The organism is Flavipsychrobacter stenotrophus (assembly GCF_002954265.1).
Taxonomy (GTDB): domain Bacteria; phylum Bacteroidota; class Bacteroidia; order Chitinophagales; family Chitinophagaceae; genus Flavipsychrobacter; species Flavipsychrobacter stenotrophus.
In genome coordinates, this window is record NZ_PPSL01000008.1 from 13,341 (window position 1) to 33,631 (window position 20,291).

At 43.3% G+C, this 20,291-nt stretch carries 17 protein-coding genes; 7 read left to right on the forward strand and 10 right to left on the reverse strand.

Annotated features, from left to right (window positions below):
• Positions 1 to 10 precede the first annotated feature (10 nt).
• The 5 genes from CJD36_RS20840 to trmB form a co-directional block, all read right to left on the reverse strand.
• Complete coding sequence (locus CJD36_RS20840; RefSeq protein WP_105041148.1) at positions 11 to 505, reverse strand: hypothetical protein; 495 nt, start codon at positions 503 to 505, stop codon at positions 11 to 13.
• A 48-nt stretch (positions 506 to 553) separates the two neighbouring features.
• The gene (locus CJD36_RS20845; RefSeq protein ID WP_105041149.1) at positions 554 to 2,215 is read right to left on the reverse strand and encodes a L,D-transpeptidase family protein; all 1,662 of its coding nucleotides are present in this window, start codon (positions 2,213 to 2,215) and stop codon (positions 554 to 556) included.
• A 66-nt stretch (positions 2,216 to 2,281) separates the two neighbouring features.
• Complete coding sequence (locus tag CJD36_RS20850; RefSeq protein ID WP_105041150.1) at positions 2,282 to 2,632, reverse strand: MGMT family protein; 351 nt, start codon at positions 2,630 to 2,632, stop codon at positions 2,282 to 2,284.
• On the reverse strand, positions 2,610 to 2,756 hold the full coding sequence (locus CJD36_RS23075; protein ID WP_240609402.1) for a DUF5522 domain-containing protein: 147 nt from the start codon (positions 2,754 to 2,756) through the stop codon (positions 2,610 to 2,612). Before CJD36_RS23075 ends, CJD36_RS20850 begins: the two co-directional genes overlap by 23 nt.
• Positions 2,757 to 2,790: 34 nt before the next feature.
• Positions 2,791 to 3,501, reverse strand: coding sequence for a tRNA (guanosine(46)-N7)-methyltransferase TrmB (gene trmB, locus CJD36_RS20855; RefSeq protein ID WP_105041151.1), 711 nt, complete (start codon positions 3,499 to 3,501; stop codon positions 2,791 to 2,793).
• A gap of 268 nt (positions 3,502 to 3,769) precedes the next feature.
• Between trmB and CJD36_RS20860 the strand changes: the two genes are divergently transcribed.
• On the forward strand, positions 3,770 to 4,648 hold the full coding sequence (locus tag CJD36_RS20860; protein ID WP_105041152.1) for a T9SS type A sorting domain-containing protein: 879 nt from the start codon (positions 3,770 to 3,772) through the stop codon (positions 4,646 to 4,648).
• 143 nt (positions 4,649 to 4,791) lie between these two features.
• Complete coding sequence (locus CJD36_RS20865; RefSeq protein WP_133162742.1) at positions 4,792 to 5,214, forward strand: hypothetical protein; 423 nt, start codon at positions 4,792 to 4,794, stop codon at positions 5,212 to 5,214.
• Positions 5,215 to 5,734: 520 nt separating this feature from the next.
• Here CJD36_RS20865 and gldE read toward each other — a convergent pair.
• A complete protein-coding gene (gene gldE / locus CJD36_RS20870; RefSeq protein ID WP_240609399.1) occupies positions 5,735 to 7,087 on the reverse strand; it encodes a gliding motility-associated protein GldE in 1,353 nt (450 codons plus the stop codon).
• A gap of 173 nt (positions 7,088 to 7,260) precedes the next feature.
• Complete coding sequence (mutY, locus tag CJD36_RS20875; RefSeq protein WP_105041155.1) at positions 7,261 to 8,337, reverse strand: A/G-specific adenine glycosylase; 1,077 nt, start codon at positions 8,335 to 8,337, stop codon at positions 7,261 to 7,263.
• A 95-nt stretch (positions 8,338 to 8,432) separates the two neighbouring features.
• On the opposite strand from mutY, the gene CJD36_RS20880 reads away from it, so the two are divergent.
• The 3 genes from CJD36_RS20880 (at position 8,433) to CJD36_RS20890 (ending at position 10,875) form a co-directional block, all read left to right on the forward strand.
• Positions 8,433 to 9,275, forward strand: a complete 843-nt coding sequence (locus tag CJD36_RS20880) for a transketolase (RefSeq protein WP_105041156.1) — start codon at positions 8,433 to 8,435, stop codon at positions 9,273 to 9,275.
• 92 nt (positions 9,276 to 9,367) lie between these two features.
• Positions 9,368 to 9,802 carry a hypothetical protein gene (locus tag CJD36_RS20885; protein WP_133162743.1) on the forward strand — a complete coding sequence of 145 codons (435 nt, stop codon included), beginning with the start codon at positions 9,368 to 9,370 and terminating at the stop codon, positions 9,800 to 9,802.
• Between the two features lie 68 nt (positions 9,803 to 9,870).
• Positions 9,871 to 10,875 (forward strand): acyltransferase family protein, encoded by a 1,005-nt coding sequence (locus CJD36_RS20890; RefSeq protein ID WP_105041158.1) that lies wholly within the window; start codon positions 9,871 to 9,873, stop codon positions 10,873 to 10,875.
• 26 nt (positions 10,876 to 10,901) lie between these two features.
• Here the strand turns inward: CJD36_RS20890 and CJD36_RS20895 are convergent, their stop codons facing one another.
• The gene (locus CJD36_RS20895; protein WP_105041159.1) at positions 10,902 to 11,870 is read right to left on the reverse strand and encodes a lipid A deacylase LpxR family protein; all 969 of its coding nucleotides are present in this window, start codon (positions 11,868 to 11,870) and stop codon (positions 10,902 to 10,904) included.
• Positions 11,871 to 12,030: 160 nt separating this feature from the next.
• A complete protein-coding gene (gene feoB / locus CJD36_RS20900) occupies positions 12,031 to 14,148 on the reverse strand; it encodes a ferrous iron transport protein B (RefSeq protein ID WP_105041160.1) in 2,118 nt (705 codons plus the stop codon).
• Between the two features lie 409 nt (positions 14,149 to 14,557).
• On the opposite strand from feoB, the gene CJD36_RS20905 reads away from it, so the two are divergent.
• Complete coding sequence (locus CJD36_RS20905; RefSeq protein WP_105041161.1) at positions 14,558 to 16,531, forward strand: DUF3857 domain-containing protein; 1,974 nt, start codon at positions 14,558 to 14,560, stop codon at positions 16,529 to 16,531.
• Positions 16,532 to 16,704: 173 nt separating this feature from the next.
• Positions 16,705 to 18,678: a hypothetical protein gene (locus tag CJD36_RS20910; RefSeq protein ID WP_133162744.1), complete on the forward strand. Its 1,974-nt coding sequence runs from the start codon at positions 16,705 to 16,707 to the stop codon at positions 18,676 to 18,678.
• Positions 18,679 to 18,808: 130 nt separating this feature from the next.
• Here CJD36_RS20910 and CJD36_RS20915 read toward each other — a convergent pair whose 3' ends face one another.
• A complete protein-coding gene (locus tag CJD36_RS20915; protein WP_105041163.1) occupies positions 18,809 to 20,140 on the reverse strand; it encodes a lipopolysaccharide biosynthesis protein in 1,332 nt (443 codons plus the stop codon).
• Positions 20,141 to 20,291 lie beyond the last annotated feature (151 nt).

Below are 20,291 nucleotides of genomic sequence, written 5' to 3' on the forward strand. Positions count from 1 at the left end.
TATTGACGTCTTATTTGCGAAAGTAATACTTGAAAAAACTGAATTTTTCTGCACCTCGTGCGGTAATTGCATTATCTTCTAGGAAGCTGACAACTGGCCGGTAGTCTTTAAGGCTCGTGTCGCTTAATAGTAGCCTATTGCCATTTGTCATGTAGAGCATGATTCCTTCATCATAGTTTGTTCTTCTGCGAATGCGTGTTGTCGTATATCCGTCCATTTCATCTACAGAAATGGATTCAGTTTTCTTAAATAGGTATGTTATTGTTAGTTTATTACTTGTATTGTCTATGATGATGCCTGTTGTGAGTGAATACATCCGAATGCCAAGGGCTGTTATAGTAGTCAATAATACAAGACAGAAAGCTATCATTACCGTTGTTATGTAGTCTAGTTGCCCGAGTGAAGTATGGAAATCATCGCAAATGATATTTATCAATAACCCTATGTAAAAAATTATTCCCAATGCGCTACCCCAGAGCTCAATTTTATTAGGACCAATTTTCATTTTTCAGAGATCAGACGGTAAGATAATTGTTTAGTAGAACATCACATACTACTTCGCACCCAACATAGAGATCAACTTCTCATCTCTGTGGTACACGTCTCTTACAAAATTGATGTGCTTTCCTGTTGTGTCTTCAAATGCGGTAAGGTAGGCTATATGGACAGGTATCTTGTTAGATAATACTCTCCATTGCGTTTTATGAGTGCTGATGATGGTGTCCAGCTTACCCTGCGTAAATTCTTTCTTCTCTATTTGCGACAAAATGAATACTGCCATTTCCTGTGGTTGTTGCAGTCTTATACACCCTGAACTCAATGCGCGGTCACGCTTCACAAAATCCTCGCGGTGAGGTGTGTCATGCAGGTATATATCCCATGGATTAGGTAGGTTGAACTTCACATAGCCCAATGAATTATCGTCGCCCGGAGCCTGCTTATAAGCATAGCGCTTGTAGTTCTTTGCATTTATCTTGCTTACGTTTACCAGGTTGCCCTTTTGGTCATAAGCCTTCAGGCCTTTTTTCTTCATGTATTCATTACCGCTTTTCTGTATGCCGGGCAATACGTCTTGCTTAAGGATAGTTGATGGTACACCCCAAGGTGGGTTCAACACCACGTTAGACATTACAGCATATAGCGAAGGCGTCTGCCTCACAGGCTTGCCGACAACTACACGCATGTGCATAGAGTTGGCGCCATTCTGCCTGAAGAAGAGCTGCATCAGCGGCACGTTGACTATAATGTACATGTTGCCAAAGTCTTTCTGCATCCACCTGATACGTTCCAGGTTAGCTGCAATTTTAGGTAGTAGTGAGTCAGGACTTGTTGTCAGATACCTCATGGTAGTACTATCGGTCTTGCCTGTAGGCTTTATACCCATATAGTTCTGGTAAGCCATCAGCAATTGTGCCCACTCGCTCACACTGTCATTAGGTTCAGTGGTTATCCATGAGGCTTCTTTATTAATTATGGCAGCTATGTTTGCCTTTGCTGTGCTGTCAAGATTCTTCACTCCTTCCAGCGATACAGCTGCCGCGCGTAGCTCAGAGTCTGCTGATAATGTCCAGAGTTGTTTATATTCATTGCGCAGTAATTGGTAGGTAGGTACTGTACTCTTAAATTCATCCAATGAATTGTACTTTACCTGCATGTCTGTAAGCAGCATAGGTGCGTTCCAGGTAGAGTCATTCACGTGAAACCATAACGAATCTACTTTCTTAGGTACTATACGGCCTATCAGCAGGTCTTTAGCCACTGTCAGGTAGCATCGTGTCAGAGATGTGTCGAACGCAATAGCCTGGTCTAGTGTAGTCTCTTTTTTGCCCAGTTTCTCCTTCAGTTTGGTCAGTTGCGTATAGCCATATTGCTCGGGATCTAACCCATCCCACTTCACTTCTGCCAGTTCGGTAAGGAAGCGTTCCGCAGCTTCGTCGGCCTTGTAGCCATGAGATAACCATATCGGGTTATAGTCGTTTTGAAAATAAGCATACCGCATATCTGCGGTTGCATTCCTTATTTTCTTAGGCGCAGCAGTATCGCCTGCCGGCATTACAGTTTCCATTTTCTCTATGAAGTCATCATAAGAGAAGCCGGTGGAAACTGCGTTCTTTTTGTGTTTTACCTTGTTTTTGCACGAATAAGTGCCGAATAGAATAGTAAGAAGGGCTAATAAAGCAATACTCTTTTTGACCACGGGGTGTATATCAGACATATTATGCAGTAATCACTGCCATTTTTAATAATAATTGTAGCAAAAACTATACCAACTGTAAAGGTGCTAAATGGATAGTTCTTTCATAGGGTCCCAGAATACCTTTTCAAAATCCTGTACCTGGTCATCTTTCACTTTTACCCCTTCTTTCTCCAGCAACTCCTGCATCTTTTCAGGTGGGGAAAAGTGATGTTTGCCGGTTAGTAGCCCCTTACTGTTTACCACCCGGTGAGCCGGTACTTTGGGCTTCATACCATGGGCATGGTTCATTGCATATCCCACCATTCTAGCACCCGTAGCAGCACCGATTGCCGCCGCCACAGCGCCATAGTTAGTTACACGCCCTTTGGGTATCAGGCGCACCACCTCGAAAATAACTTCATAGATGTTCTCTTTATCCTTGATCAGCGTTTTCATTGGCTTTACGGTTATTCAGGAGTTGTGTACGTTTTGGTTCAGGTACTTTCTCATAGTCAAACGGACAGTTAAGACACCCATTGCCACAGCAGTATCCTCGTTCCGAAAGGTACAAAGCGCTCATTACCAACCTTCCATCAGGCAATATATAATAGTCTCTATTCTCCTTCAACTATTTCGTCTTCTGGTTCATCCTTACTAAACCTACCTGTGAGTACAATTGGGGTAGGAGGGAGGGTGAATGATACATAATAAATTGTACGATTATCCAGCAGGTGCATCTTTTCATAAAATGTCTGGATGGCCAGTGGTCCATTCACCATATTCTTACCATATATGTCTGCTATGTTCTCTACTATGGTGCAGCCGGTTTCAGCTATCGTTTCGAGTGTAAAGTCATAGAGTACTTTAGAGTCGGTCTTCAGGTTAATGATACTGCCCGGCTTCAATATTCGCTGATAGTAAGAAAGGAAACGGGCATGCGTCAGCCTGTTCTTTTCTTTACCTTTTTTAAGAAAGGGATCTGCAAATACGATCCATATTTCACCTACTTCATTTTCGCCAAAATAGTCATTGATCTTGCCTATGTGTGTACGCAGGAACGCAACATTATCCAGTCCTTCGGTAAGTGCTATTTTAGCACCGTTGTGTATACGGTTGCCCTTTATGTCAATGCCTATAAAGTTGCGGTCTTTGTGCTCACGGCCCAGGTTTACGCTATATTCTCCCTTGCCACAGGCCAGCTCCAGCGTTATCGGATTGTCGTTTTTAAAGAAATCCTTCCAGTTATTTTTCATGTTCTCAGGGTACTGCAATACATTTTTAAATGTATCTATAGCCTGGAATTTGATCAGTTTCTTGTGCCCCATAATTTTTAGAACGGCAAAGGTAATAGTTATTTTGCCCTGTTTAAAATATAACGGACGCTGATCTTGTAATTGAAGTGATCTCACTTCTGAGAGGCGAATGATATTTGATGCTTCTTTAACTTTCGGTTGCTATTATTTTTGGATTTCTTGCAATACCCATTGTTTATTTTTCGAAAATGCAAATTTTATTGTCATGAAATTGTTTGTTTTATAAAATACCACTAATATTGTAGCGTTATAAATTTATAAATACCTTTAAAAAGACAACATGAAAAAAAGATTTCTACTTCTTCCACTGATTGCCATTGGCGCTTACGTTACTCTATCAAGTAATATCGGTGGATACCTTTCAAATGCTACAGGTAGTAATGGTGGCACTGTAGGTTGTGGTGGCGGCGGCTGTCATAGCAACACTGCTTCTTCTACTGTAACACAGACTACCATTATTGTTGACTCAGCTGGTACGCTTGTTACAGTTTACCATCCTGGTGTTACTTACCGCGTATCATTAGCCGCAGGTACTGCAGCTACGTCGGGTTTGACCAAATTCGGTTTCCAGTTGTCATCATCTAAGGCTGCATCTGCTGCACAGGCAGGTACATGGGTTGCGGCTACAGCGCCGGTTAACGCTACTGTATCTGCAATGGGACCATTCAGCGTGGTTCGCCATACTGCTCCTATGAGTGATTCTGTTATTTTGGCCGGAGCAGCTTTTGTTTATCCTGTTTCTATTCAGTGGACAGCACCTGCAGCTGGCACCGGAGCCGTTAAGTTCTTTGGTGTGATCAATGCGGTTAACAATAATACCAACGCCGATGCTGGAGATCTTTGGAACTCTACTACTACTACAATTACTGAGTATGTAGACCATACGTTAGTTAGCGAAGTAGCAGCTAAAGTGGCTATCAATACTTTCCCTAACCCGGTTACATCTTCATTTACCCTACAGCTTAGCAACGCTGCTGCAGGAACATATGGTGTTCAGGTAATGGACATTACCGGTAAGATCGTTGTTAAGCAGTCAGTTGAAGTTACAGGTAACACTGCTTCATCTACTATCAACCTTAGCAATTTTGCTGCAGGCAGGTACCACGTTGTTGTTGAAAAAGACGGCGTGCGCACTGTAAAGGCAATTGTAAAGCAATAGTCAGTAAACATTTTTTATATTCATCCCCGGTTGTATCTTCAACCGGGGATTTTTTATTGTGTGGATTAGTCTGAACCAGGATTTTTAGGATTAAAGGAAAAACAAGATGCCCGATGTTAGCTGAATACCATAAAAGATAATTTATGTGGAAATATTTATCGTTGGTTTTGATTTGTCTCCGTTTTGGCAATTCTGCATTCTGCCAAAAGAAGATTCAGAAAATTCAACAAATTAATAAATGTGAATTTCTGAATATTGCTTTGAAGGTTGACTCGGCCATAAACTGGCTTGGCTTACGGAACATTAAGGCTGATACAATTGATGTCTTTGATTGGAGTAATACTTTTGACGGCTGTAACACTATAAGTGAATTGGGTATAACCTATCGCTTTTTGGCGATGAAGCCAGGGAAACGGAATGTTATCCAAGCAGCAATTATGAAGCACAAAGGCACTTCATATGAAATAATGATAGTGTCTGGTTTTAACGGCAATGCAGTTACCTGTCATTTTGGTGTTAAGGGCAAGCAAATAATACTGATCAGCTGTGAACTTGGTAATACTTGATTTTTTTTACTTCCATTAGTATTACTTAACTCATTGAATTACCAGATATTATCTAGAGATGTCCACATTTTTGTGAATATCTTTATTTTAAAAATTCATTTCCGCGCATTAATTTACACCCGATTCAGGTGAAAACCTGTGTGCTCTTTGACATTATGAACCCTCATCACAATTCCCCTTCAGAAGTTGTAGGGGCTGAAAATCTTCAGCCCTGCATCAGATATTTTTGTTTTTTGTTCCTGTCTTTAATAACCAAAAGGTGGTATTTCGGCGAAAATTGGCGGAAAACTGCGGAAACTGGCGGTTTTTAAAAATCGACCAAACCCTTAACTGTAGATGATTACAAAGGAAACGCACCCAAAAAAACTGCCGGAAACGCAAAAGACCACCATTGGCGGAAATGCAGCAAATACCTGTCTCCAAGTGGCTGAAAAAAATAGACCGTTCGGATACCCAAACGGTCTATAATGCGTTATCAAGTCATTGTCGAATTGCCAAATTGTCGAATTGTCAAATTCAATTAATCTTCTTCCTCTACCGGCGGGTGTATTGTAACCTTCACCCGCTGTATACGCATCTTGTCTAGCGCCATTACGGTAAATTCAAACTGCTTATAAGTAACCGATTCGTTCACTATCGGGAAACGTCCTTTTATTTCAAGGAACAGTCCACCCAGTGAATCGCTTTCGCCGCGCACCACATCAAAGGTTTCAGCAGGTTCGCCTATCACACGGCACACATCATTGATAAGCATCTTACCTTCAAAGATGTAATTGTTGTTATCTATCTTTTTGTAGTTGAGGTCGTCTTCATCAAATTCATCCTTGATGTCGCCGATGATCTCTTCCATAATATCTTCCAGCGTAATGATACCAGATGTGCCACCAAACTCATCGACCACCATTGCAAAGTGTATGCGCTTAGCCTGAAACTCTTTCAGCAGATCTTCGATCAGTTTACCCTCATGCACAAAGTACGCGGGGCGGATAAGTAGCCTCCAGTCATAGTTGTCGTTATCAAGATGTGGTAAAAAATCTTTGGTATGTATGATGCCAGATACTGTATCCAGTGTTTCTTTATACACCGGCAGGCGTGAATAACCCGCTTCCAGACAATGCGCCCTTACTTCGGTAAAGGTCATTTCATAGTCTATAGCAGTTACATCAAGCCTTGTTCGCATTATCTGCTTGGCAGTGATGTTACCAAACTTCAGGATGCCCTTAAATATGTTCACCTCTTCGCGGGTGGCGGAGTGGCCTACGGTCAGTTCTATAGCGTGTGCGAAATCCTCGCTGCTAATATTGTTGGCAGGTTTTGACGTGATCTTGCCCTCTATAAATTTGGTTGAAGACACCAGCATGGTACTAACCGGTCTGAAGACCTCTGTAAGCAGTTTTATATAAGGAGATGCAAACAATGCCATACGTAGGTTGTTCTGAGTAGCATATACCTTTGGTAGTACTTCTCCAAAAAGTACCAGCAGGAATGTAACACCCACTACCTGTATAACAAACGACATTACAGAAGACACATGAAGTGGCTCCAGCAACATTGCCGTCAGCATATTGGTAGTGATAACAATAGCTATATTAATGAAGTTATTGGCCACAAGCAGGGTAGCCAATAGCATTTTAGGTTGGTCAAGTAGTTGGGAGGCCTGACGTGCAGAGCCTTTTTCCTTCGATTTGAGAAAGTGGATGTCTTTAGCAGACAGCGAAAAGAATGCAGTTTCGGCACCGGCTATTACAGCGGTCATCAACAGCAAAACAATAATAACAATAATAAGTATAGTGGCGTTTGACGTAGTTGCCGCACCTGTAGCTTCGAGAAATAAATTTGTGAAGTGTCTATGACCTTCGGGTATTCCTTCCAATGGTAAAAAGTTTGTTGAATAAATCAAAATTAAAAAAAGGCACGAAATAAAAAAGTGTTTCCACCCTTTTACTCATCATATAAATAACATACCACCATTATATTTCCCTCATTTATCTTCTGTTCAGATGTAAATGTGGTCAGTTGCATTGCTATTATCCTTTCATTAATCTATTAAAAGTATAGATTATTTCGCAGAAACGACAGAACTGTTTTAGGGAAGGCGATCGTAGCAAGCTCTGCAGGTGTTGCCCAGAAGCCATCTTCAGGGATAAAAGAAGGTTTTTCTTCCACATCTACCGTAAAGAACCGGCTCTCTATAATTCTATGAGTTAATCGTTGCGTTCCGTTGCCTGCAAAATCTATACTGCCATATTCCAATTGTAGTTCTTTGAATGACGTAATTTGTAACAGCTCTTTTTTATCGATCGCTTGCTCCGTTTCTATCATCAGCGGTTCGTGCAGATTTTCCCAAATATCTTTCCCCGTTCTTTTGCGGAGCCATATTCTATCGGCCCATTTTATAACCAGGTAGTTGAAGTGGCGGGTGGCAACCGTTATCTTTTTACTGCGCACCGGTAGCAGGGTAGTAAGGTTTTGGTGAAAGGCTACACAGTTCTTTTGCAGCGGACATTGGTCGCACAATGGATTGCGCGGAGTACATACGGTTGCGCCAAGGTCCATTATGGCCTGGTTATACCCCTGGCTATGGGCGGGGTCTATCAGTTCCTGAGCAAGAGTGGCAAACTGTTTTTTACCTTCGGTGGTATCAAATGGTGTTTCTATAGCAAAGTAGCGGGAGAGCACTCTGTACACATTGCCGTCTACCACTGCATGGGGCAGTCCGTAGGCAAAGGAAGCTATTGCGGCAGCAGTGTAGGGCCCGATACCTTTAAGAGATATGATTCCCTCATAGGTGTCCGGGAATTTGCCGCCAAATTCAGTGGTTACCAGTCGTGCGGTCGCCAGCATATTTTTGCAGCGGTTGTAATAGCCGAGCCCCTGCCATATCCTAAAGACGTCTTCGTCTTTGGCTGCCGCCATATCGGCAATTGTGGGGTAGGTCTCGGTGAAGCGCAAATAGTATGGCATACCCTGTAGCGCGCGGGTTTGCTGTAATATTATCTCCGATAACCATATTTTATAGGGATCCTGCTCATTTTTCCAGGGCAGGTTGCGGTCATTATCATTGCGGTGCCAGCTGAGTAGTTGGGTGGTGAAGTATTTTTTTAGCCCTTTAGAGATATCCATCAGGCTGCAAATTACGGAAACACACTTATTCATAATTACTATGAAAATAAATCGCCGCTAAAGCCTATTTTTGCATCCAATTTCGACTACAACCAATGGAAAACGTTAATCTCAAAGAGATGGCCACCCAGGTGCGCCGCGATATAGTTCGTATGGTGCATAAGGTGCAGAGTGGCCACCCGGGTGGTTCACTGGGCTGCACAGATTTCCTTACTGCGCTCTATTTTCAGATCATGAACCGCAAGCCGGGTTTTGATATGGATGGTGTAGGTGAAGACATCTTCTTCCTGTCCAATGGTCATATCTCTCCGGTATTCTACAGCGTATTGGCTCGTAGCGGTTATTTCCCGGTTAGTGAACTGGGTACTTTCCGTCATATCAACTCTCGCCTGCAGGGGCACCCGGCTACACATGAGCATTTGCCGGGTGTACGCATTGCCAGTGGGTCACTGGGTCAGGGGTTGAGCGTGGCATGTGGTGCTGCATTGGCTAAGAAAATGAACAACGATACTAACCTGGTATATTCACTTCATGGAGATGGTGAGTTGCAGGAAGGTCAGAACTGGGAGGCAATAATGTTTGCCGCTCATCATAAAATAGATAACCTCATCAGCACAGTCGACTTTAACGGCCAGCAGATTGACGGTCCTACCGATAAGGTAATGGGTCTGGGTTCTTTGCGCGACAAGTTTGAGGCATTTGGCTGGCAGGTAATGGAGATGAAGGGTAATGTGATGGAAGATGTACTTAAGGTAATGGCCGATGCAAAGGCTGCTACCGGTAAGGGCAAGCCAATTTGTGTATTGATGCATACAGGCATGGGTGCAGGCGTTCCTTTCATGGAAGGCTCTCATGAGTGGCATGGTATTGCACCAAACGATAAGCAGCTGGAAGAGGCATTGACCATTTTGCCTGTTACCACTTTTGGAGATTATTAACAGCATCTTATTCTTATAAACAGTAAATTTGATATGCAGCCTTCACTCAGGGCTGCATATCTTATGTTACAGTAATCATGCAGTTGCATTATATGAAACGGACTTTTGCTCTATCTCTTCTTGTTCTTGCCGCCGTGGGGGCATTGCTCCCTTCGTGCAAAAGAAAAGAAGTGTTCGAGACACGCAAAACCCGCATACAGCACGACTGGAAACTGGTAAGAACCGCAACAGATGCTAATGCCAATGGAGTGATTGACGCCTCTGAGATACACCCTGTTAGTGCGACCTACATAGCCACACTCACTTTTAAGAGCGACCTTACAGGCAACGAAAATGTAATAGCCAACGGTGTCACTACCGATTATCCTTTTACCTGGACAATGGATCCGACGCTTGATACCATCACTCGTAGTGGAGTAGGACATAATGTGATCAAATACTTTCTGGCCGATATTTCCTCTATCAATATGGACCTGACTACCGTAACCGACCTGGGTGTAGCGGGTTACTATTATGAACGTAAATAGAATGGCTTAGCGCCGGGTACTTCTCGATAACCGCTATTTCATTATCTTCACCTGCATATCTGTAGTGAATGTCATCAAACAAAACAACGTGGATAAACGGGTTGGATAGTATCAGGTTTGTCCTGGCACTCATTGTTTTGTTGTCACATATTCACAGTCCTTTTGCTGAAGCCTTAAAGCACTCCCAAAATGTTCTGGTCCACTTTACGGGCATATTTATGGAGCATCTGTTTAGCGGAGCAGCTGCCGTAGCCGGGTTCTTTATTATTTCAGGGTTCGTTATCCATTACCCCAATAAAGATAAAGAGACACTGGATGTTGTTCCGTTCCTCGTTCGTCGCCTGGTGAGGATAGTTATACCCATGATAGTTATAGGTATGATCGCCAGCCATTACAACCAGTACTTCGCTTTGCCGCTGTGGAGCCTTTATTGCGAGCTGGCTTATTATATACTGTACCCCATATTGTTCAGGATAAAGTGGAGCTGGAACACAAAGCTGTATGTGTCTTACTTAGTCTGTGCAGTTTTTGTTGCTGTGCTTTTGGGGGCAAATGCGGGATGGTTCAGAGGCATACACTTCAACGGCCGGGGGCCTTATTGGCAGATCTGCATTATATTCATTAATCTCCCAAGCTGGCTTTTGGGGGTAGTGCTGGCAGAGCATATAGACAAGTTTAAAGGGGCTGTAACATATGGGAAACTCTGGTTGATGAGAGGTGGTGCACAGTTACTGGCTATGGCAACTGTGGTCCTACGTATGCACTACCACATCAACTACACCTATTCCCTTATAATATGCTCATTGTTCTTTTACAAATGGCTGGAAGCTGAGATCATTTATCACAGAAACCATCCTGCTGGAAGTTGGTCGGAATATTTGGGTAAATTCTCCTATTCGCTTTATTTATGTCACCTGCTGTGTTTGCCACTGGTAGCACATTTTCTGCGACTAAATATGTATACCTACGTGTTGTATATAGTTTTACCTGTATTTATTTCGTATGTAGCGTGTTTATTAATTGAATGGCCGGCACACGCATTGGCGAGGTGGTTGGGGAAGAGAATAGCTTAATACTTGCTTGGTCAAAGATTATTTTCTCACAAACCAAACGCCACCTGCACGCCACCCCAGGTATGCATTTTCTGTGTTTCAAATTCCCTGCTTGAGACCGATTGGAAGTATTCGAGGGTAAAGCCCAGGTACTGTACTACAAAGCCAAACCTGTTTTGAAATACCAGCCTGTTTATATCGCCGGAACTGATGGTGTAAGGGCTGTCTTTATCAAATAAGCCGCCTTGTAGTGTAGCATCGTAGCCAACAATATTGAAGCCGGGATGCTCATACGCATAGATCCGGAACTTCTTGTTTTTCGTTTGGTTGCGATCATATGGTGAATCGAAATAGCCGAACATAAGTGTAAGACCAATGCCGGCCTTGTCGCTGAGGGTACCAGCGCGGGCAAATCCATCTCCGGACAACAGGAATGACTTTTTATAAGCCAGCAGTTGCTGCTCATAGTTCACCTGGTAGTTGAGAATGATATCGTTTTGTATCTGGTTGTCCCAGCCGTGGGGGGTAATGTTATTGAGCCATTTGTGTATGCTTCGCTGCATCTGTCCGGCACCTGCAAGGGGGCCAATGACGCCAGTACTTAATGACGATGTGAATCGCCTGTGCTTTTCGGAATTAGTAGCAATTACAAATGACTGTAGCATCATAGTGCCAGCAAAAGGCCTGTCGCCATAGAGTATTTCATTATGTCCAATGTCTGATGGGGTATAACCATTATGCTGAAAACCAAGCCCATATCGGATATAATCGTATTTGGGTTTGATGAGGATATAGTTCACAGGGTTCTTCTTCCAAAAGGAGCCAACAGTTTCAATGTTGATGCCTTGCGTATAGTATTCATCAGTTGCCGAAAAGAAGTCATTCTCATAGTTGAGTCTGAAATAAGCGTCTGAGTTGATGTTCTTATAGGCGGTGGTATTGTCTATTGCCTGGGCTCTGGCACTGAGGCCGGATAGGGTGAGTAGTAAGAGGGTGGATATGTTTCGAATATTCATGGTAGGTGTATATACGAAATGTATGCCAGCAGAGATTTATAAATGGGTTGCTGTGAAGTAACCACCTCCCGGCCGAAGGGGCGGTACTCCTCCTTCAAAAGGAGGAGAGTGTGGAATTTAAGTAAGTTGCGGAGGTGAAAAACACTAGTATATTGTACGCTTACTTAAAAATATGGAACACAATAAATGCGCAGCCATAGGCCAGTGCAAACATGTAGGCGAATTGTATCGCTGGGTATTTCCAGCTGCGGGTCTCGCGTTTTACTATGGCCAGTGTACTCATGCACTGCATGGCAAATACATAGAATATAAGCAGTGACAGGCCTGCTGCCAATGTATACACTGGTGTACCATCATCCCGACGGGCGGCCTGCATTTTTTCTTCAAGGGTTTGGGTGCCGTTGCTTACATCGCCCACGCTATAGAGGGTGGCCATGGTACCCACAAACACTTCGCGGGCAGCAAATGACGTAATAAGTGCTATGCCTATCTTCCAGTCGTAGCCGAGTGGTTTTATGGCAGGCTCTATGCCCTTGCCCATCATGCCTGCAAAAGAGTGCTCCAGGCGTTCAGTAGCCTGTTCGTGTTGTAGTGTTTCTGTTTGCTCCGGGTGCTGTTGTATTAGGGTAGTGTACTTTTCGTCTACCTTCTTCATTTGCGCGGGTGGCCCGAATGCGGCTAACGCCCATAGTATGAGAGACAAAACAATGATCACTTTGCCCACATCGCGGATGAAGATCTTACCTTTTTCCAGCATAGTGATACCTACGTTTTTCCAACGGGGAGCGCGGTATACGGGTAGTTCCATAAGGAAGTAGGAGCGGGTTTTGGTCTTAATAATGAGGTCCATGACCTTAGATACTATGAGGGCCATAACGAAGCCCAGCAGGTAAAGCCCCATGAGTACCAATCCCTGCATGTTAATAAAGCCCCACACACGCTTAGACGGTATCACCAATGCTATAAGCATAGTATATACAGGTAGCCTTGCCGAGCAGCTCATTAAGGGGGTAACCATTATGGTGATCAGTCTTTCTTTGGCATTCTGTATGGTGCGTGCCGCCATAATAGCAGGTACAGCACAAGCCATCCCGCTTATCAGCGGCATTACAGAGCGGCCATTGAGTCCGGCTGAGCGCATTATACGGTCGGTAAGAAAACTGATACGCGCCATATAGCCACTGTCCTCCAGTATGGTGATGAAGCCAAACAGAATCATTATCTGCGGTACGAATACGGCAATGCCGCTCATGCCAGCCAATAGTCCGTTTACTATAAGATCCTGTAATAAACCGGCAGGCATAACACCACTTATAGCAGTACCTATGTAGGCAAATGACTCCTGTATCCAGTCCATTGGGTACTTGGCCAGCCAGAAGATACTCTGGAACAGGATAAACAGTACTACGAGTAAAATGACATTGCCATATACAGGGTGCAGCAGCACCTTGTCTATACGATCGCTCACCACCATGCGCTTCATGGGGCTGTCGGTAACTGTGCATTGCTGCATAATGGTGTCTATCTTCTTATAGCGCATCATTATTTCCTCTGCTTGTATCTTGCCTTTGTTGAACTTATTCTCCCCCAGCAATGCAGCTACCTGTATACGGGTAGCTGCATTGAGGTGTTTTAGTTCGGCATAGTTGCAGGCCAGGTGCAGAGCGGCGTAGTTGCTGTCTTGTTCGCACAGCGTGCGGATGTCAGCCAGCCATTCGCCGGTAATAGATATTATATCGATGAAGTCGGGTAGCGATGCCGGTCGGTTTTCGGCTACATCGCTGATGGTCTTTTTTAGTCTGGCCAGCCCCTTATTGCGGCGGGGATTGATGGGGATAACGGGTACGCCCATCATCCGCTCCATTCCTGTGGTGTCAATGGTAATTCCCTTCTGGTTAGCTATGTCCATCATAGTGAGGGCAATTACCACCGGTATCTTCAGATCCATGATCTGCGAGCAGAAAAGGAGGTTGCGTTTCAGGTTAGACGCGTCGGCAATGACAACAATAAGATCTGGACGGTCGGCATTTTTTTGGTCCAGCAGTACTTCATAAGTTACCTGCTCATCGGCACTCTTAGGGTACAGGCTATACGTGCCGGGGAGGTCTATGATAGATGCAGACAGGGTGTCTGATATCTTAGAAATACCGGTCTTTTTATCGACCGTAACTCCCGGGAAATTGCCAACTTTCTGGTTGAGACCGGTGAGCGCGTTAAATAGGGAACTTTTCCCGCTATTGGGGTTGCCCACCAATGCTATGGTATATGAACGCTGCATTTATTGTGGCGGCAAAGGTAAATCATAATGGCTCAATGACCTAATGGCTGAATGGCTCAATGAAGGAAATATCGGATTGTGTAAATGAATTTGGGAATTCGGCAATTCGATAATTTGACAATTGGGCAATGTGGGTGAGGATGAGATTGTTCGGGCTAATTTGTACCTTGTTGGTGGGTTTCGGGAATCGGGAGATTCCCTACCGGTCGAGCGAAGTCGGGAGACTTCGCTCAGCGTTTAGTGCTGTCTCAACCGATCTGGCCTGCGTTTTATTGACATACTCAATAGAGGAAGAAATAAGAAATCCCGTTTGGCCTTACAAATGCCTTTACCCCTAATTTAAATTTTGGCCCATACTATGACTATCACGCTATTTTTTCTATTTTGAGCAACTCAATACAACCTACTTATGAATAGATTTGTACATTATATATGCCTGCTGCTTTGTGTGGCAGGCTATCTTCCGGCCACCGCTTCTGATATAGTTGATGATGCTTTTGTAAAAGAACACCTTAATATAGGGAGATATAGTATTGATACAGGTGCCAGCGCGGTGATACTTTTTGAAAAGGAAGAGTACCGCATATTCGCTGACAATAAAGGTGTGCTGAAACGTAAAGTGGTTGTTACCCGGGTCATCAGATTGCTAAATGAAGATGCATTCTATTTATCTAAAATGGGTGTATTTTGTTTTAATGATGCTGCAGCGCCTATAGAAGGGGCTACCTATAACCTTGTAGACGGTATTGTAGAAAAAACCGAATTGAAAAAGAGAAACCTAGACAGGAAGGATATTGGGGACGGGCTATCGGCGATCACGTTCGTTATGCCGCAAATAAGGAGAGGGTGTATAATAGCATATACTTATCAGCAGGCCAGCACTATTATGCCCCGATTGTGTAGCTGGCACATACAAGGTGAGTATCCTAAACTGGAAAGCCAATTTAGTGTTACCTGTCCACCTCTTACTGTGGAGTATAAACCCATTCGCACAACTAAGTTGTATCCTGTGCAGTATAAATCCATAAAGCAAGCGCAAGGATCTGACGATGCATTTGCTTGTGTTGGTAGTACTGATAAAAATGGTAATGTGACCAATCTTTGGATCAGGCGCAATGTGCCAGCATTTAAGGAAGAACCGTACATGGTGAATAGCATGAACTATAAAGAGGTTCATGAACTATATCTAGTCTCGTTGCGTTTTTCAGATGATAATACATGGGATAATTTTAATAGTGTCATATGGCAGAAGATGGGGTTGGATCTAAATGATCCTAAATTATTTTTCCTGCTTACGCTGGATTCGCTGGCCAAACCCGGGATGAGCGAAAATGAAAAGATGTTGCATATTTATTACTATGTGCGTAATAATTTTAAAGCAGTAAGCGGGGGAGAACGCAGGGAAAAGAATACAGATTTAAAGGCACTGTGGTACAATAGATCGGGAACTATTGGTGAGATAAATCTGCTGCTTACGTCTATGCTATTGAAGGCTAAACTACATGCCAATATCCTATTGATCTCAACGACAGAATATGAGTCGCCAAACAAGAATGTAACTGTCAGCGAACAAATGAACTATGTAGCTTGTGCGGTAATGGTAGACAATAAAGTTGTGTTTCTTGATGCTTCTGAAAAATATAATATACCCGGTATACTTCCATCGAAGTGCTATAATGGGTTTGCCTGGGCAGTTGGAGAAAGGGGATACGGTGTGGTGCTTGACCCTGTGCTATTAGAAAACAAAGAGCATTTCAATGCCAGGGTTTATGGATTTACAGGTACTACAGCCAAAATAGATATAAGGTATAAGAAGGGAGAGGTGGAGTGTGCAAGGTTGCGAAACCATTGGGCTAAACGCAGTGGTGCAAAAGGTGAATACCTGGACGAATTGAAACGCAGGTTGCCAAAAGGTATTGAAATAACCAGTGAGACAGTGGAGCATGCAGCGGATACCGATGGCGACATGGAGATAAGGTTAAGTGGTACCTGGCGGTTCAACACGGCTACAGATGTATTCTCCCTACAGCACAATTTTACCGGGGTATTTAATGATAACCCGTTTACTTCACTTGTGCGAAAATTTCCTGTTGAATTTCGGGAACGCTCTGATTATGTTGCTAACCTGGTTATAGAGCTGCCAAATAATTTTGTGCCCGAGGGTAATTTAGCACCGATAAATATAAGTAATGATTCGCTGGGCTTTGGCTACAAACGTACCACCAACTATATACCACAATCTAAAATGATGACGGTATCGTCGTCATTAAATATGAAACGTACCAGATTTGAGCTTACTGAGTATGTGTCTTTACGCGGGTTCTTTGAGCAGGTAGTGATCGATAATTCTAAACTGCTGGTGTTTAAGAAGAAGGTGAAGTAAGTGGATGTTGACTTGCCGGGTGGTGATGTGTGTGCTTTGTGGTCTTTAATTCAACCTGAAAATGGATGTTGGTGAACACCCAATACCAGCGAATTATCGGAGATGGAAAATAATCACATTTAAACAGGTGTCGTGAGTTATACTATTTTTAGTCAAGTAAATAATGCCTTTCTATGAATAATTTGTTGCGAGTACTATGCCTGCTGTTTTGCGTAATGATTCAAATGCCTGCTAAGGCGGGTGAAATTATAGATCGCAGCTTCATAATGGAGCACATTAAAAACACTAAATACGATGTGGATACCAGTGCAAGCGCTATAGTGCTGTACGAGAAAGAATTTATAGAGTTGTTTGTGGATGATAACCGCGTATTTAGGCGAAGGCTATGTGTGACCCGTGTGATACAAATACTGAAGGAAGACGGACTGTACGCAGGAAAAACAGGGGTGTATAGCTATACTACGAATGAATTTCCTATCATTGGTGCTACTTATAATCTTGTAAATGACAAGGTTGAAAAAAGTGAGTTGACTAGCGATGGCGTCAAGAAGCTGGACCTGCAAGGATATACAGCCTATGAGATCACTTTGCCCGATGTAAAGCGTGGTAGTATAATAGCCTATAGTTACGATAAAACAGATACCAGTATAAGGAGCCGGGTGTATACATGGGAAATACAAGGGCAGTTTCCCAAATTAATGAGTGAATACAGGGTGACCAACCCGGTGACACTGGTTGGTTTTGATCCTTTGCTAATGCCTGCAGCAGAACCAGTGAGATATCGTAACCTGAAAGCTGCGGAAGCCAGCGAAGATGACTATGTATTTATTACCAGCACAGACCCCTATTTTAATACTACTGATACCTGGATAAGGCGCAACATTCCTGCATTTAAAGCAGAGCCTTACACAATAAACAAAATAAAAAACAAAGAGGTGCTCGAGCGCTTTCTGGTATCGAGTTACCTGTGGCCGCCAAATAGCTGGGCTATGGTGAATAAGATGTATTGGAATCTAATGGGGACGGAGGAGGCTATAAATGCACCTAATATTTTCTTTATCCTGACCCTGGATTCGCTTGTTAAAAATGCAGTTACGGGTAGTGATAAGGTAACTGCCATATATAAATATATACGGGATAACTTCAGGTTGGCTGATTCTGCTGATCTCGCAGTTAACGCACCGGATCTGAAAACGCTTTGGGAGAGAAGAACCGGGAATTCAGCCCAGATAAACACGTTACTTATTGCTATGCTGCATAAGGCTCATTTTGCAGCAGATCCGTTGCTGATAGCAACAACTGCTGAGTTGCCTTTTAGCGAGAAAGTGCCTGTGTCGGAACGAATTAATTATATAGCCTGTGCAGTCAGATTAGAAAATTCTGTGCTGTTGCTGGATGCATCAGACAAGTATAATATACCCGGCGTGTTGCCATCTAAATGCTATAATGGTTTTGCCTGGGCAATGGGGGAGGAGGGATATGGTTTGACCCTGGACCCAACGCTCTGCGAGAACAAAGAGAGATATTATACACGGGTTTTTGGTTTTAGTGACTCTGGGGCGAAAGTGGAAATAAGGATGAAGCCGGGTCTGCTGGAAAGCCAAAGGTTGCGTAAGCGGTTTGCAGGAGATAAGAATGAGGAAGCGGAATACATAAAGGATAGAAAATCGAGATTTCCGGAAGGTGTGGAAATAAGTACCCTGTTGTTGGAGAACAAAGAGAATGCTGATACCGAAATTGTAGTTAAGATGACCGGTATTTTGCGCTTTGACCCAAAGAAAGACACCCTGGCATTGGCGCATAATTTCTCCGGATTTTTTAAGATCAATCCATTTCCTGATCGTGAACGTAAGCAGCCTTTAGAATTTTCCATGCGATCAGATTACATCAGTAGCCTTAGTATAGAGTTGCCAGCTAACATAAATCCTGACAGTGTTTTTGAGCCCCTACACGTATCGTTAGATTCCACACTTAGCTATGACAGGGTGATGAATTATGTGCCTGAATCACAAATTATTACGGTTACTGCATCTTACACAATGGGCCGTACAAAGTTTGATGCGGCTGAATATCAAAAGCTGCGTGATCTCGCTGAAAAGATAGTAGGTGATAATTCAAAAAAACTGGTATTCAGGAGGAGGAAGTAGTGCGATCTTCAACGCTGTCGACTGCGCAGGGGAAATAGGTTTTACAATATTTGCTACCCGATATTAAGTTAGGATCGATGATGGAAAAATGGTAGACTGACCAAGATATTTTAATCTTAGCAACGCTATTTTAAGCTCTTCCCAGCACCTTTTTACCCAACAGTCCTAATTCCGTATACCCAGTTTTAAGTATGTCGACAATGCTGAAATCCATGAATTTTTTAAGGCTGAAATACCCAAAACCGAGACCCGCTACCATTGTGAGCATGCCACCCAATGGGGCGCCATAAACATTGTGTAGCATGGCAATGCAAACAAAAGTGGTGACTACTTTCACCAGCAACATGATCTGTACTTTAATGAAATTGAGCCTTGGCTGGTGGATGATGTCGAGCGCAATGCCGTTGAATCTGTCTATAGGGTAGAGTATAGCAATGGCCATAACTATACGATACAGATTTGCGGCTTCAGTGCCTTTATATTTGCCACTGCTGAGGATGTTTACGGGTATATCGGCTAGGAAAAATACACCAATTGCCAATGGTATGAATACCCAGGTGAGCATACCTGCATATTTATTCATGATGTAGGTAACATGGCTCATATTCTTTTGGTTGAATGCCGTAGCCATGCTGGACATCCCCGTGCCTACAAAGCTGCGCAAGGGAATTTCTACGAGTTCCATTAGTTTGGTCGGTACACTTAAAATGGCCAATGCGCCGGGACCAAGCATGAAAGTGACGATATAGGTATTGGATGCGCCTAACAGATTAGATGTAAGGCTGGTGGCCATGCTGTATTTGCCAAAATGATAGATCTCCGTTATTGTTGCTCTCGACCTGTGCGCAATGGTTTTGAGCCCACCCAAGTTGGCAGCGATGCCTATTAAACTGGTCATGCAATTGGTGATGAAGTTCCACAGCAAGGCCGTTTGCAAGGTGAACTTACCGAGAAAGATTAGGACGAGAAAAGCCAGAATAGTTGATCCGCTATTGATCATACGCATCCATAGGATAGTACCATATTTTTCATCGGCCTGCAACCTTCCAAATATTACCAGGAATGGCAGTGAACTAAGCATGGTAAGTCCTATCCATTGCACAGATACAACCACCGACGTATTGGTAATATAGGGAAGTAGCGGAAGCGCAACAGCATTAGCTACAAGCATTAAACCTGTTATAGCAATGGCCAGATACCAGATCGATCCTAGAACATCTGCAGCTCTTTTTGCTTCTGCGCCTGCATAAAATTTTACAGTGGCCGTGCCCAGGAAACCATTACGAATAGAGTCGAGTACGCCTTGGGTAGTCATAAAGAATAGCCAAACACCTACATCTTCTTTGCTGAAAACCTTGTACAATAAACCAAATTGCAGCAATCCAAACAGAGAAATGACACCGTTGCCCATAAGGGATAAAAAGTGTTTATTCTTAAATTTGGATAAGTTGATAACCGGCATCAGCGATGAATATTAGCCCACTGTGGGGGTGGCAAAAATAGCTTTTAATGAGCAACTTTTCACCCTGGGTAATTATTCAATTTTGAGCTGTCATTTATTTCTGAAAACGTAGAAATGACAATGGTTTTACAGTTTTTAACTCACTATTAAT